Annotated in this window: 16 protein-coding genes; 6 read left to right on the top strand and 10 right to left on the bottom strand. The window is 67.0% G+C overall.

The genetic code is table 11. The features are described from left to right. Positions 1-57 precede the first annotated feature (57 nt). Genes D6T63_RS01680 through D6T63_RS01690 form a run of 3 tightly spaced genes read right to left on the bottom strand, consistent with a single transcriptional unit; the run spans position 58 to position 2,220 of the window. Complete coding sequence (locus D6T63_RS01680) at positions 58-861, bottom strand: cytochrome c biogenesis CcdA family protein (RefSeq protein WP_235830483.1); 804 nt, start codon at positions 859-861, stop codon at positions 58-60. A gap of 21 nt (positions 862-882) precedes the next feature. Further along, complete coding sequence (locus D6T63_RS01685; RefSeq protein WP_120147280.1) at positions 883-1,515, bottom strand: TlpA family protein disulfide reductase; 633 nt, start codon at positions 1,513-1,515, stop codon at positions 883-885. A gap of 27 nt (positions 1,516-1,542) precedes the next feature. Beyond that, the gene (locus D6T63_RS01690; protein ID WP_120147281.1) at positions 1,543-2,220 is read right to left on the bottom strand and encodes a histidine phosphatase family protein; all 678 of its coding nucleotides are present in this window, start codon (positions 2,218-2,220) and stop codon (positions 1,543-1,545) included. A gap of 172 nt (positions 2,221-2,392) precedes the next feature. On the opposite strand from D6T63_RS01690, the gene D6T63_RS01695 reads away from it, so the two are divergent. Both D6T63_RS01695 and D6T63_RS01700 read left to right on the top strand, forming a co-directional pair. Further along, positions 2,393-2,950, top strand: coding sequence for a YceI family protein (locus tag D6T63_RS01695; protein WP_120147282.1), 558 nt, complete (start codon positions 2,393-2,395; stop codon positions 2,948-2,950). 210 nt (positions 2,951-3,160) lie between these two features. After that, positions 3,161-3,844, top strand: coding sequence for a DUF4282 domain-containing protein (locus D6T63_RS01700; protein ID WP_120147283.1), 684 nt, complete (start codon positions 3,161-3,163; stop codon positions 3,842-3,844). A 14-nt stretch (positions 3,845-3,858) separates the two neighbouring features. On the opposite strand, the gene D6T63_RS01705 is transcribed toward D6T63_RS01700, so the two are convergent. Further along, on the bottom strand, positions 3,859-4,560 hold the full coding sequence (locus tag D6T63_RS01705) for a redox-sensing transcriptional repressor Rex (protein WP_235830484.1): 702 nt from the start codon (positions 4,558-4,560) through the stop codon (positions 3,859-3,861). A 178-nt stretch (positions 4,561-4,738) separates the two neighbouring features. After that, positions 4,739-5,002 carry a glutaredoxin family protein gene (locus tag D6T63_RS01710; protein ID WP_120147284.1) on the bottom strand — a complete coding sequence of 88 codons (264 nt, stop codon included), beginning with the start codon at positions 5,000-5,002 and terminating at the stop codon, positions 4,739-4,741. Between the two features lie 60 nt (positions 5,003-5,062). Here D6T63_RS01710 and D6T63_RS01715 point away from each other — a divergent pair, with 60 nt between their 5' ends. Beyond that, positions 5,063-5,875 (top strand): HAD family hydrolase, encoded by an 813-nt coding sequence (locus tag D6T63_RS01715; RefSeq protein WP_120147285.1) that lies wholly within the window; start codon positions 5,063-5,065, stop codon positions 5,873-5,875. 130 nt (positions 5,876-6,005) lie between these two features. On the opposite strand, the gene D6T63_RS01720 is transcribed toward D6T63_RS01715, so the two are convergent. From D6T63_RS01720 to D6T63_RS01735, 4 genes are all read right to left on the bottom strand, one after another. Continuing rightward, positions 6,006-6,104 (bottom strand): 30S ribosomal protein bS22, encoded by a 99-nt coding sequence (locus D6T63_RS01720; protein WP_003792170.1) that lies wholly within the window; start codon positions 6,102-6,104, stop codon positions 6,006-6,008. A gap of 197 nt (positions 6,105-6,301) precedes the next feature. After that, positions 6,302-6,514 (bottom strand): helix-turn-helix domain-containing protein, encoded by a 213-nt coding sequence (locus tag D6T63_RS01725; protein ID WP_120147286.1) that lies wholly within the window; start codon positions 6,512-6,514, stop codon positions 6,302-6,304. 228 nt (positions 6,515-6,742) lie between these two features. After that, on the bottom strand, positions 6,743-7,258 hold the full coding sequence (locus D6T63_RS01730; RefSeq protein ID WP_120147287.1) for an ArsR/SmtB family transcription factor: 516 nt from the start codon (positions 7,256-7,258) through the stop codon (positions 6,743-6,745). A 50-nt stretch (positions 7,259-7,308) separates the two neighbouring features. After that, positions 7,309-8,511, bottom strand: a complete 1,203-nt coding sequence (locus D6T63_RS01735; protein WP_235830485.1) for an acetoin utilization protein AcuC — start codon at positions 8,509-8,511, stop codon at positions 7,309-7,311. A gap of 127 nt (positions 8,512-8,638) precedes the next feature. Here D6T63_RS01735 and D6T63_RS01740 point away from each other — a divergent pair, with 127 nt between their 5' ends. The 3 genes from D6T63_RS01740 to D6T63_RS01750 are packed head-to-tail and all read left to right on the top strand — an operon-like array spanning position 8,639 to position 11,970. Beyond that, the gene (locus D6T63_RS01740) at positions 8,639-10,051 is read left to right on the top strand and encodes a TrkH family potassium uptake protein (protein WP_120147288.1); all 1,413 of its coding nucleotides are present in this window, start codon (positions 8,639-8,641) and stop codon (positions 10,049-10,051) included. A 22-nt stretch (positions 10,052-10,073) separates the two neighbouring features. Further along, a complete protein-coding gene (locus D6T63_RS01745; protein ID WP_120147289.1) occupies positions 10,074-10,712 on the top strand; it encodes a potassium channel family protein in 639 nt (212 codons plus the stop codon). Between the two features lie 37 nt (positions 10,713-10,749). Next, positions 10,750-11,970 carry a glycosyltransferase 87 family protein gene (locus tag D6T63_RS01750; RefSeq protein WP_182976837.1) on the top strand — a complete coding sequence of 407 codons (1,221 nt, stop codon included), beginning with the start codon at positions 10,750-10,752 and terminating at the stop codon, positions 11,968-11,970. Here D6T63_RS01750 and proC read toward each other — a convergent pair. After that, complete coding sequence (gene proC, locus D6T63_RS01755; protein WP_120147291.1) at positions 11,936-12,793, bottom strand: pyrroline-5-carboxylate reductase; 858 nt, start codon at positions 12,791-12,793, stop codon at positions 11,936-11,938. The genes D6T63_RS01750 and proC overlap by 35 nt on opposite strands. Positions 12,794-12,927 lie beyond the last annotated feature (134 nt).

Raw genomic sequence — 12,927 nt, forward strand, 5'->3', positions numbered from 1 at the left:
TGCGTGAACTCATGCGTGAAGTCCTGCGTGAAGTCCTGCGTGAACCGGTCATGCCCCTCAGATCGGCAACACCACGTTGCCGATCAGAACATCCTGCAGCTGCGTGATCCAGAAGTTCCAGAGACCCGTCACCATGAGCACGCCGACGAGGACCAGCATGCCTCCCCCGGCCCGCTGCAGCAGGAGCCGGTGTTTCCGGAAGAATGCGAGAGCTCCCATCCCCCGCCGGACGCCGAGCGCGATCAGCAGGAACGGGAGGCCGAGCCCCAGGCAGTAGACGAAGGTCAGTAGGGCCCCCTTCAGCGCGGTCGCGTCATTTCCGGAGATGGCCAGGAGCTGGACGGCACCGAGGGTCGGGCCGATGCACGGCGCCCAGCCGAGTCCGAAGGTGAGTCCGAGCAGCGGAGCTCCCAACAGCCCGGCGGGCACCTTCGTATGGAGACGGCTCTCGCGCTGGAACCAGGAGAATCCGCCCATGAAGACAATGCCCAGGAGGATCACGACGACGCCGAATACCTGGATCAGCCATCCCTGCGAGACACGGAGGAAGGCCCCGAGCTGGCCGAAGAGCGTGCCGTACGCCATGAACACCACCGAGAAACCGAGCACGAACAGCCCGATCCCGGCGACCATCCGGCCCTTCCTCTGTTTTTCGAGGTCCACGCCTGTCAGCCCCGTGACGTACCCGAGGTAACCGGGGACCAGCGGCAGGACGCAGGGTGAGGCGAACGAGACGAGGCCCGCCAGCAGCGCGACGGGCAGGGCGAGGAGCATGGACCCGTTGAGCACGGCGTCGGCAAAGGCGTTCCCCGCGACGGAGGGAACGGAGGCGGCCGATAGACCCATCATCGGCAGGGTCATCGGCAGGATGCGCGCCGAGCGCTACTCGGCAAGGGCATCGGAGATCAGGGCCTTCAGCGTGCTGCGATCAGCGAGGCCGAGGATTCGGGCGGACACCCGGCCCTCCTTGTCGAGCACGATGGTGGTGGGAACGGCCTGCGGCGGGACGTACTGCGTCATGTCGAGCAGGACATCGCCGTCCTTGTCGTCGAAACTCTCGTAAGGGATGCCGAAGCTCCGCTCGAAGGCCTCCGCGGTAGCCTGCTCGTCACGGATGTTCACGCCGTAGAACGCGGCACCCTGCGGTACGTACTCGTCGTGGAGCGCGACCAGGTCCGGCGCCTCCTCCCTGCATGGCGCGCACGAGGCGTACCAGAAGTTGAGCACGGTGACCTGTCCGATCCACTCCGAGCTGGACACCGACGTGCCGTCGAACAGGGCTCCGGTCAGCTCGACGGGTTCGCCGCGATCCGTTGCCGTGTATTCGGTGACGGAGCCATCACCGGCAATGTAGTTCTTGCCGTCGCCGGCGTCGGCCTGCTGGGCCAGGGGATCATCGGCGGCGCAGGACGTCACCACGAGGGACACCGGCACGCTGAGTGCCAGCGCCATGCCCAGCTTGAGCAGGACTCGGCGCTTCGTGGAGCGAACGGTTGGTGTCACGACTTCCCTCATGAATTTCTACGACGTGTAGTAATTCTATTACGCCCCGGGGACATTCGCCGCACCGGGCAGCAGGTCCGCGCACGGCTCCGCGTAGCGCACGCGCCGGATGGTGTCTCCGTCGAAGTCGATCGACGTGACGGAGGTGAGCGTGCACTCACGCTGGCGTGGGTCGTGCCATAGGCGACGGCGCTCCGCAGCAAGCCTCGTCACCCAGATCGGGAGCTGGTGACTCACGAGGATGGCTTCGGCGGGAGCGTCGGACGTGCTGCTCCCGGCCAGCTCGAGGGCACGACGCCGCGCTGCGTGCACGCCCTCCATGACGCGCTCCGCCTGCTGGCTGTAAGGCTCCCCCCATGAGGGCCGAAAGGGATTGACGAGCAGTGGCCAATACCGCGGCTGGCGGAGTCGGCTCTTGATCTTCGACATGCCCTCGAAGCGGTTCTCCGCCTCGATGATGCGCTCGTCCGTGGTGATCTGGAGGCCCAGCGCGTCCGCGACGGGCTGCGCGGTCTCCTGCGCCCGTGCCAAGGGGGAGGCAACGAGCAGCACGAGGTTGGCCCCCTCATTCCGCCGCTGCTCGAAATGCCCGGCCATCTGCGCGGCCATCTCCCGGCCCAGGTCCGAGAGGTGGAACTCGGGGAGCCTCCCGTAGAGGACCCCCTCCGGGTTGTGGACCTCACCGTGGCGCACCAGGTGGACGGTTGATCTCTGCATTCCTCCAGTTTCCCGCATGCTCCGTGCCACGGCCAATCGGCGGGGCAGGGCGTGAGGGACCCCCTTGTCGGAGGATTGGTTGAATGTTTGACCTAGTTGTGGAATAAAACATGCATACGCATGCTTTTCTAATGTGTAAGCAATCGCCTCCCACCCACTTCAGGAGTTCATCATGACTGTCCCCTCAGGCCTCACCTCCGGCACCTGGTCCTTCGATCCCACACACAGCGAGGTCGGCTTCAGCGTCCGCCACGCAGGCATCAGCAAGGTTCGCGGCTCCTTCAAGGACGTCGATGCAGCACTCACGGTCGGCTCCTCCCTCGAGGACTCCGCCATCGTCGTGACGATCAAGACGGCTTCCTTCACCTCGGGTGACGAGAACCGCGACGGCCACGTCAAGGGCGCCGACTTCTTCGACGTCGAGCAGTTCCCCGAGATGACCTTCGTCTCCACCTCGCATGCGGGCTCGGGCGAGAGCTACACCATCACCGGCGACCTCACCATCCGCGGCATCACCAAGTCCGTCGTCCTCGACACCGACTTCAACGGTGTGGCTGTCGATCCCTTCGGCATCACCCGCGCCGGCGTCTCGGCATCCACCAGCATCTCCCGCAAGGACTTCGGCCTCACCTGGAACGCGGCCCTCGAAGCCGGCGGCGTCCTCGTCGGCGACAAGGTGACCATCAGCATCGAGGCACAGTTCGTGGCGCCCGCCGTCGTAACGGTCTGATCCGGAGCGCACACCGCTCCCGTCCGAACGCCTTCCGGCCGACGTCGTCCCCTTGACGACGTCGGCCGTCGGCGTTAAGCGGTGTCATGGCACGGAAGCGGGGAACTAGGCTGGCGGTGAAGGCAACCGCGCCGGGTACGTCCATGGGGGCACCGATGCGGTGATGAAGGTCCGGAACAACCTGACGAATGCACGACGGAGGACGCCGTAATGAGCACGCCACAGGACACCCCAGGCAACAGGAACAACGACGGACAAGCATGGAACCCGCCCGGCGGGAACGGCTCCGGACACAGTCCCGATGGGCAGCAGGGCAAGGGGCAGCAGGCACAGCCGACCCCCTACGGCCGGCAGGACGTCGGCAGCCCGTACGGCTACCAGGCGGCACAGCCCTCGGGTTACGCCTACCCGAGCTCGGGCGGCGACGCTGGCCGGACCGAGAAGGGGCCGGCACCCAAGGAAGTCATGAGGGCCTACTACCTGATCCTGGCTGCCGGTGCCGCCTACCTGGTGTCCTCGATCATCTCCTCCCTCACCGCCGAGATCCCGGACATGGCGGGGGCATCACTCGGCGTCGGGGTGGGGCTGGTGTTCGCGGTGCTCTTCGCGGCGGTCTACGTCGTCCTGGCCGTCTTCATCAGGAAGGGGCAGAACTGGGCCCGCATCACTGCAACCGTGCTGGCGGCACTGAACGTGCTGCTGGTTCTCGGCGGGCTGCTGCTCCTGCCCATCGCCAACCGGGCCGTCGAAGCCAGCGGGCAGACGATTCCCCCGATATCGGGCTTCAGCACGGCGCTCGACATCCTGGTCATGCTCCTCGGTGTGGCCGGCGTCGTCATGACGTACCTGAAGCCCGCGCGCCCCTACTTCGCTCCGCAGCGCCTCGGGTACTGAAGACCAGCACGCACCTACTGGGCGCGGGAGATCGGACCAAGGTCCGGTTCCTGCGCCCTTTGGGCGTGATAGGCCAGGATCTCCAGTTCGGTCGACATGTCCACTTTCCGCAACTGCACGTGTGACGGCACCTGGAGCACCACGGGTGCAAAACTGAGGATGCTCGAGATCCCGGCGGCGACGAGGCGGTCGCACAGTTCCTGCGCGACCGCTCCGGGGACCGCAAGAACCGCCATGTTGGTGCGTGTGCGGTCGAGCACCGCCTCGAGGTCGGCCACGGCACTCACCCGGAGGTAGCCCACCTCCGACCCGACGACGAGTTGATCGGCATCGAACAGTGCAACGATCTCGAAGCCCCGCGAGACGAATCCGGAGTAGCCGGCGAGCGCACGGCCGAGGTTGCCCACGCCGACGATCGCCACGCGCCAGTCGAGCGTCAAACCGAGGGCGAGGGAAATCTGCCGGTTGAGGTACTGCACCTCGTAGCCGACACCGCGCGTCCCGTAGGACCCGAGGTAGGAGAGGTCCTTACGGAGCATCGGTGAATTCACCCCGGCGGCATCCGCCAATTCTTCCGAGGAGACCCGCTGGATGCCCTCGCCCAGGAGCGAGTTGAGGGCACGGAGGTAGATGGTGAGGCGTGCCACCGAGGCGGGCGGTATGTGGCGCACCGGATCGCCCACGGGCTCAAGGCCTGGCGTGTCCGGCGTTGTCACTGTTATCGGCTCCGTTGCTAGCGCCAAAGCACCCGATCGGCGGAAGGATCCCTCCACGTCGGGCGGACGTAGGTCCACTTTATGCTGAGGACGCAGGGCCACCAAGCTTGTGCACACCCTGGATGCAGGCCGCGCCCGTGGGGCGGCCGGTGCCCGGGATGAGCCCGGGCATGGCCGGTCACCCCTGGGACAGGAGCCGCCGCAGCCTCGACTCGTCGATGGACCAGAAGTCGCGCTGCACTCCGTCGATGAACAGCACGGGCAACTCCTCCGCGAACCGCGCCCCCAGGGCAGGCGCGTCACTCACCGACAGCTCCCGCCATTCCAGCCCGAGCTCGTCCGTCACGCGTGCCACCACGAGTCTCGCGTCCTCGCAGAGATGACATGCGGGGCGGGTCAGCAGGACGACGCCGGGACCGGGTAGCTGGGCGGGTGTTTCCATCGTTCCACCGTACTGCCGCGCCGCGGGCCCGGCCGCGGGGCGACGAACTAGACTCTGATCATGCCGGACGCCGCAGGGGGCACTCAGCCCACGCCAGAGCCTCCGGCGACCACTTCGGGCGAGGCAGCCTTCTTCGACGTCGACAACACGTTGATGCGTGGCGCGAGCCTGTTCCATGTGGGGCGCAAGATGTACCAGCGCAAGGCCTTCACCCTGCGCTTCGCAGCCGGCCTCGTGTGGAAGCAGCTGCGTTTCATCATGCGTGGCGAGACGATGACGGATGTGAACTCCGTGCGCGACGCTGCCCTGGCGTTCGCGATCGGCATCGCCCACGAGGACATCCTCGCCCTCGGCGAGGAGGTGTACGACGAGATGATCGCGTCGAAGATCTGGCCCGGGGCCCGTGCCCTCGCCGAGCACCACCTGTCCTCGGACCGCCAGGTATGGCTCGTGACGGGTACCCCCGTCGAGGTGGCGGCCGTCATCTCGAGCCGGCTCGGGCTCACAGGCGCACTCGGCACGGTCGGCGAGGTCGCCGAGGGTCTCTACACGGGTAAACTGGTCGGCGATTTCCTGCATGGACCCGCGAAGGCCGCCGCAGTCCTGGCACTGGCGCAGCGGGAGAACCTCGACCTCGCGCGGTGCTGGGGCTACAGCGACTCCTTCAACGACATCCCGCTGCTGAGCGTCGTCGGACATCCGGTGGCCATCAATCCGGACAGCAAGCTCCGCCGCCATGCCCGCGCGAACAACTGGCCGGTCTACGACTTCCGGAGCGGACGCCGCGCTGCGACGCTCGGACTGCGGGCGGCCACGGTCGCAGGATCCATCTATGGGCTCTGGCGCGGGTTCTCGCGGTTCAGGGGCCGCTGACCCGGTCCGCACCTGGGCGATGCTGTCGCCGGTGCTGCGAGGCCAGGGAACGACGACGGCCCGGCACCCGTGCCGTGATGGCAGGGTCCCGGGCCGGTCGGCACACTCCGGCATAGAGCCGGAAGCGTTGCTACTTCTTGTTGCGGCGCTGGTGACGGGTCTTTCGCAGCAGCTTGCGGTGCTTCTTCTTTGCCATACGCTTGCGGCGCTTCTTGATTACTGAACCCATAGAGTCCTCACAAACTGTTGTGGTGCCAGCACGTACTCCGGCGGTGAGCCAGGAGGCGGCACTGGGGCTGACGAAAGGCGCATACCTGGTGGCAATCGCCCGAATGATGCAATAAGTCGAGCGGGCCTAGGCCCGCCCAAAACGCTCCTTAACAGGGTACATCCGTTTGACGGACGGTCAGGACGACCCCTGGCGGCTCAGGCGCTCTCGGACTGCCCGTCCACTTGCGCCCGCTGGAGGAACTCTTCGACGGCCGACTCCGGTACGCGGTAGGAACGACCGAACTGCACGGCGGGCAGGTCCCCGGCGTGCACGAGCCTGTAGACGGTCATCTTCGAGACACGCATGAGGTCAGCGACCTCCGCGACCGTCAAGAACTGCACATCCGAGAAGTTATTCCCGTCTGCCATCACACCACTATTCCTTTGCTTGGATGTCCGTAACTCACCTGAGACCGGCATCGAGAAAAGACACCCTGGGCGACTGATCGGCGTGTCGCCTTGTAGCAAAAGGATTATCCGCCTAAGGGTTCACTCTAGTGGCTGATGTGACCAAAGTGAAAGAGCAGCTCGAGGCCCTCCACCTCTTCCTGCACCTCGCCTCGCATGCGCCGCCCGTTCTGGCCGGATACCCGAGGACTAGGACGAATGGTCGCGTCGACGCCGGAGCTGGGAGAGCAGGTCGGCGGCACGCTCCGCTGCACGACCCATGGTCCGACCGATCTGCGGCCGGGAGCCATCAGCTCCCGATAGGACCTCCGGACCTGCCAGCACAGCGGCGGCCAGCACCCCGGCCTCCGCACCGGTCTGGCCCGTTCCGGCTTCAGGTTCGACGACGGGTGCCTGGCTACTTGCCCCCTGCTCGGCCGGTCCGTCCGATCCAGCCGCGGGTACCGGCGGCTCGAAGTCTGCGAGCCAGTCCCGTACGAGGCCGAGCGGGGCCGTCTCCAATGAGTAGTAACGCTTCTGACCCTGGGCCCGCATGGTGACCAGGCCCGCTTCCCGCAGGACCTTGAGGTGCTTCGACACCGTCGGCTGACTCACCTCCAGCTCGACGACGAGCTCACCCACTGCTTTGTCGCCGTCGCGCAGGTTCTTGAGGATCTGCCTGCGCGTACCTTCGGCGATGACAGCGAAAACATCATCGATACCCATTCGCCTACCCTAGCGATATATACGCGGCGGGGCATCCTGCCCGGCAGTGCTCAGTCGAACCATGGGTCGAGCCCGTGGAGAGGGAAGACCGCCTTGCGGGTCGCCATCACCGTCCGGTCGAGCTCGTCACTGGGGTCGTAGCCGATCTCCCATGAGCGCCACCACAGCTCGGCGCCGTCGCCCATGAGCCGCGGGGCATCGATGCCGTGCCGCTCCAGGACGTAGTCCCGCCACGCGGCGGGGACCGGCGTCGTCGGACCCATCGCCGCGCCCGCCGCGACCGCGACGAGCAGGGTCCACGATCTCGGCACCACGCTTGCGAGCGCATAACCGCCCCCACCGGTCGCGATCCATCGACCGCCGCACAACCTGTCCGCGAGATCGCGTACCGACAGCATCAGCGAGTGCTGCGCGTCCACACTGACCCGCAGGTTCGTCAGCGGGTCCTCACGGTGTGAATCGCAACCGTGCTGGCTGACGATGACGTCGGGTGCGAAGGCCCCGGCCAGCTGCGGCACCACGGCGTGGAAGGCCCTCAGGACGGCGGCGTCCCCGGCCGTCGTGGGGAGGGCGACGTTCACCGCATACCCCTCGGCGCCGGCACCGCCGGTCTCATTGGCGAACCCGGTACCCGGGAACAGGCTCATGCCCGTCTCGTGCAGGGAGATCGTCATGACGTGGGAGTCGTTCCAGAAGATGCTCTCGGTGCCGTCCCCGTGATGGGCGTCGACGTCGACGTAGAGGACGCGCTGCGCACCGCGGTCGAGCAGTCGCTGGATGCAGGCGGCGGCGTCGTTGTAGATACAGAAACCACTGGCCAGCGAACGCGCCGCGTGATGCATGCCACCACCGAAATTGACCGCCCGGAGGACGTCCCCCCTCATCACGGCTTCCGCCGCTCCCAGCGATCCGCCGGCGAGTCGCGCGCTCGCCTCGTGCATGCCGGCGAAGGCGGGATTGTCCTCCGTGCCGAGGCCGCGGGCCGGATCCGAGGTGTCGGGATTGCTACTCACCCGGCGGACCGCGCTGATGTAGTCAGGGCTGTGTACTGAGGCGAGCTCGTCGTCGGAGGCGACGAAGGGGGCCGTCACGCTGACGCCGGCGAGGTCGAGCAGCCCGCACTCACGCATCAACCGTGCCGTCAGGTGCAGCCGCTCCGGGTTCATGGGGTGCTGGCCACCGAAGTCGTAGGCCAGCATGGAATCGTCCCAGACGACCTGGAGTGGCACCGCCGGCCCGGAATGCGTAGACATCACTGCAAGGCTACGCGATGCGTGATATTCCCACGACGATTCCTGGTGAGATGCTTTACTACTGCAGGGGACAATCAGGGTAGCCGCTTCGGCGGGAGGACCAGCACACGGGGCAGAGCGGACGTCAATGTTAAGTCAACAGCCACAGTGGCTGACGGACGATCGACGCGGATACGTCAGGCTGCTGGCGTCGGTCCGTGACTTCGTCGATTCCTTCGCGAACAGCTCGCCCGCGCGACTCGCCCTCTTCATCTTCACGGGCGTCATCCTGGTGTTCACGGCGCTGCTGAGCCTGCCGGTGTCCGCCAGCAACGGCGAAGTCACCGCCCTTCACGACGCCTTCTTCACCGCTGTGTCCGCGGTGTGTGTCACGGGCCTCACCGTCGTCTCCACCGCCACGCACTGGTCCTTCTTCGGGCAGCTCGTGATCCTTCTCGGCATCTTCATCGGCGGACTGGGCACCCTGACACTCGCTTCGCTCCTCGCCCTGATCGTGAGCAAGCGGCTCGGCGTGCGCGGGAAGCTCCTCGCCCAGGAGGCGCTCAACAACGCGAGCCGCCTCGGGGAGATCGGTACGCTCCTGCGGATCGTCATCACCACCTCCGTGCTCATCGAGATCGTGCTCGCCGTCGTGCTCATCCCGCGGTTCATGATTCTCGGGGAACCCTGGTGGCAGGCCATCTGGCACGGCATCTTCTATTCCATCTCGGCGTTCAACAACGCAGGCTTCACCCCGCACAGCAACGGACTGGTGCCCTACGAGACCGACCTCTGGATCCTCACGCCCCTCATGGTCGGAGTGTTCCTCGGCAGCCTCGGGTTCCCCGTGATCATGGTTTTCGTACAGGTGCGCCACCGCTTCAGGAAGTGGACGCTCCACGCGAAGCTCACGGTGTCGGTCTCGCTGATCCTGCTGGTCGCCGGCACGTTTGCCTGGGGCTTCCTCGAATGGGAGAACGATCGCACGATCTCGAACCTGACCATCGCGGACAAGACCATCCATGCCCTTTTCGCCTCCGTCATGACGCGGTCAGGGGGGTTCAACCTCGTCGACCAGAACGAGATGAATTCGACGACGATGCTGCTCACGGACGCGCTGATGTTCGCCGGAGGCGGGTCGGCATCGACCGCGGGCGGCATCAAGGTCACGACGATCGCCGTCATGTTCCTCGCCATCGTGGCCGAGGCCCGCGGTGATTCCGATGTCCGCGCCTGGGGCCGCACCATTCCTGCCGGCGCGATGCGGGTGGCCATCTCCGTCATCTTCATGGGCGCCACCCTCGTGCTGGTCGGCAGCGGCCTCATCCTCGCCCTGTCGGACGAACCGCTCGACAAAGTGGTCTTCGAGGTCATCTCCGCGTTCGCGACCGTCGGTCTCAGCACCAACCTGAGCGCCGAGTTGCCGCCCGCCGGCAAGTACGTCCTGTCCGCCCTGATGTTCGCCGGGCGCATGGGCACCATCACGCTCGCCTCGGCCCTTGCGCTGAGGCAACGCAGCACGCTGTACCGCTACCCCGAGGAAAGGCCGATCATTGGCTGAGAGACCCGCCCATAACGCCCCCGTGCTCGTGATCGGCCTCGGCCGCTTCGGAGCGGCCACCGCCGAACAGCTCGTCCGCCAGGGCCGGGAGGTCCTGGCTATCGAACGGGACCCACAGCTCGTGCAGAAGTTCGCCAGCATCCTCACCCATGTGGTGGAGGCCGATGCGACGAACATAGACTCCCTCCGCCAGTTGGGCGCGCAGGAGTTCTCGGCAGCCGTCGTCGGTGTCGGCACCTCGATCGAGTCGAGCGTGCTCATCACGGCGAACCTCGTGGACCTCGGCATCGACCACCTGTGGGTCAAGGCCATCACGCCCTCCCACGGCAAGATCCTGAAGCGCATCGGCGCCAACCACGTCATCTATCCCGAATCGGACGCCGGTCAGCGTGCCGCCCACCTCGTGGGCGGCCGCATGCTCGACTTCATCGAGTTCGACGACGGCTTCGCGATCGTCAAGATGTACCCGCCGAAGGAGACACAGGGTTTCACGCTCGCGGAATCGTCCGTGCGCTCGAAGTACGGCGTCACCGTGGTCGGCGTGAAGTCACCGGGCGAGGACTTCACCTATGCGCGGCCCGAGACCAAGGTGTCCGGACGCGACATGCTGATCGTCTCCGGGCACGTGGACCTGCTCGAACGCTTCGCCGGCCGGCCCTAGGGTGCGGGTCCTCTCCGCCGGACCCCGATCCGCCGGCGTGGCACCGCTGCCCCGCCGGTTCCGGGTAGCGACGGCGGCGGGGGCCGCGCTCGTGCTCGCCGTCGTCGTTCTGGCAGCCCGGATCCACGGGCTCGACCTCACGGTGTACCGGGAGGGGTCGCTGGCGCTCCTGGGCCACGCCGGGGACAAAGAGCTCTACGACGACGCGCTCATCCAGACGGATACCCGTGGTCTGCCCTTCACCTATCCGCCCTTCGCGGCGATCCTCTTCGTACCCCTGGCGCTTGTTCCCGAAGCGCTTGCGCTGGTGATCGTCACCGCACTGTCGTGCGTCTGTCTCGTCGGTGTGGCCGTCGTGGTCGCACGCTATCTCCGCGCCTCCGGGATGGTCCGCGGCGACAGGCCGTGGACCATGCCCGCCGCCGTCCTGGTGACGATGCTGCTGACCGGCATCAGCGGCCCCTGGCGTGAGGGTCTCGGCTTCGGCCAGGTCAACGCGCTCCTGATGGTCCTGATCCTCGCCGATCTGCTGCGCTCCACGCGGTTGCCCTCCGGCGTCCTGATCGGCGTCGCCGCGGGCATCAAGCTCACGCCTCTCGCGTTCGGCCTCGTCTTCCTGGCGCGGCGCGATTGGCGCTCGCTCGCGTGGATGACGGGCTCGTTCGCCGCGACGGTGGCCGTCGGCTGGGCCCTGGCACCCCGGGAATCGGCATTCTTCTGGCTCGGCGCACTGTTCGACGCCTCACGGGTGGGGTCGACGGCGGACCTCTACAACGTCTCGCTGAACTCGATCGTCGCGCAGTCCGGACTCGCCGAGGGTGTGCAACGGCCGGTGTGGGTCCTGGCATCGCTCGTGGTCATCGCGCTCGGCTACCGCGCCGTCCGCAGGGCCGACGATGCCGGCGACCAGGTCCGAGCCATCACGGCCAACGCGGTCGTCATGCTCGCGATCTCGCCCATCTCGTGGTTCCACCACTGGGTCTGGATCGCCCTGCTGTTTCCCGTCGGCTACGTCTATGCGCGGGAACGAACGGGGGCACGGCGCACGACCAGTTGGGTGCTGCTCGCGGCGCTCGCTCCTGTCATGATGTTCTCCTCCATCACCGTCACGCTGACCCTCACCGGCACCGTGTCCGGAGAGGGTCCCCTTCCGCTTCGGCTCTTCACCGGTCTCGGAGTGGTACTGCCGGTGGCCCTGCTGGCGCTCTGGGCGCTGCGGCCGGTCAGGACGAGGCAGGGCCTGCCAGATCGCGGGTGATCTCGGCAGCCCGTGCCGTCGCGGCGTGAGCGCCGTCGGCAACGACCCGCGCAAGCCCCAGTCTCTCGAAGGTCTCGATGGCGCTCTGCGTCGTCCCGTGGGGGCTCGTGACGGCGCGGCGGAGCGCCGTTGCGTCAGCGCCCTCCTCGGCGAGCATGAAGCCCGCTCCGGCGACGGTCTCACGGGCTATCAGTGCCGAGAGGTCCGCATCCAGGCCGAGTTCGACCCCCGCAGCCGCCATCGCCTCCGCGAGGTAGAACGCGTAGGCGGGGCCGGATCCGCTGATGGCGGAGAGCGCGTCCACCTGTTCCTCCGGGATCTCGACGACGGTGCCGGCGGACTCCAGGAGGTTCCGCGCCCCCGCCATCAGCTCTGTGCTCACGGCGGACCCGGCGGAGATGGACAGGACTCCCCTGCCGAGCCGGGACGGGGTGTTGGGCATGGAACGGATGACGGCCTGGCCCTTGGGCAGGGCTCCCTCGATCATTGCGGTGGTCACTGCCGCCGCGACGCTCACGACGACGGCGGACGGCGCCAGTGCCGGTGCGATCTCCCGGGCCAGCGGGACGATACCGATGGGCTTCACGCCCAGGATGACGACGTCGGCCCCGCGGATCGCCCTCGTGTTGGCGCCCTCGTCATCACCGGTCGCGAGGACCGTCACACCGTGCCGAGCGCGGAGTTCGCCCGCCCGCTCCGGCCGGCGGACCGTCGCGGTCACGTTCGAGGGGTCCGTCCCTGCCGCCAGCAGCCCGGCCAGGATGGACTCGTTCATGGATCCGCAACCGAGGAAGGCGATGCGCTGGGAGTTGTCCGTCGTCATGATTCCATCCTGCCACGAGGGGCTCACAGCCCACTCCCAGCGTCCTTGCCGTTGGAGCACAAGGAGGGTCCCTAGTGTTGGGACCACCTCATAAGGGTGCGAGTGATGGGGACCGGAATTCCTGATCCGGTCCG

The sequence above is a fragment of the Arthrobacter cheniae genome, assembly GCF_003602275.1.
GTDB lineage: Bacteria > Actinomycetota > Actinomycetes > Actinomycetales > Micrococcaceae > Arthrobacter_D > Arthrobacter_D cheniae.

Excerpts from the sequence above, each read along its gene's own strand:
- D6T63_RS01720 (WP_003792170.1), bottom strand. The coding sequence starts at position 6,104 with ATGGGTTCAGTAATCAAGAAGCGCCGCAAGCGTATGGCAAAGAAGAAG.
- D6T63_RS01680 (WP_235830483.1), bottom strand. The coding sequence starts at position 861 with ATGACCCTGCCGATGATGGGTCTATCGGCCGCCTCCGTTCCCTCCGTC.
- proC (WP_120147291.1), bottom strand. The coding sequence starts at position 12,793 with ATGACGACGGACAACTCCCAGCGCATCGCCTTCCTCGGTTGCGGATCC.
- D6T63_RS01735 (WP_235830485.1), bottom strand. The coding sequence starts at position 8,511 with ATGTCTACGCATTCCGGGCCGGCGGTGCCACTCCAGGTCGTCTGGGAC.
- D6T63_RS01695 (WP_120147282.1), top strand. The coding sequence starts at position 2,393 with ATGACTGTCCCCTCAGGCCTCACCTCCGGCACCTGGTCCTTCGATCCC.
- D6T63_RS01725 (WP_120147286.1), bottom strand. The coding sequence starts at position 6,514 with ATGGCAGACGGGAATAACTTCTCGGATGTGCAGTTCTTGACGGTCGCG.
- D6T63_RS01710 (WP_120147284.1), bottom strand. The coding sequence starts at position 5,002 with ATGGAAACACCCGCCCAGCTACCCGGTCCCGGCGTCGTCCTGCTGACC.
- D6T63_RS01730 (WP_120147287.1), bottom strand. The coding sequence starts at position 7,258 with ATGGGTATCGATGATGTTTTCGCTGTCATCGCCGAAGGTACGCGCAGG.
- D6T63_RS01700 (WP_120147283.1), top strand. The coding sequence starts at position 3,161 with ATGAGCACGCCACAGGACACCCCAGGCAACAGGAACAACGACGGACAA.
- D6T63_RS01715 (WP_120147285.1), top strand. The coding sequence starts at position 5,063 with ATGCCGGACGCCGCAGGGGGCACTCAGCCCACGCCAGAGCCTCCGGCG.
- D6T63_RS01690 (WP_120147281.1), bottom strand. The coding sequence starts at position 2,220 with ATGCAGAGATCAACCGTCCACCTGGTGCGCCACGGTGAGGTCCACAAC.
- D6T63_RS01685 (WP_120147280.1), bottom strand. The coding sequence starts at position 1,515 with ATGAGGGAAGTCGTGACACCAACCGTTCGCTCCACGAAGCGCCGAGTC.
- D6T63_RS01740 (WP_120147288.1), top strand. The coding sequence starts at position 8,639 with ATGTTAAGTCAACAGCCACAGTGGCTGACGGACGATCGACGCGGATAC.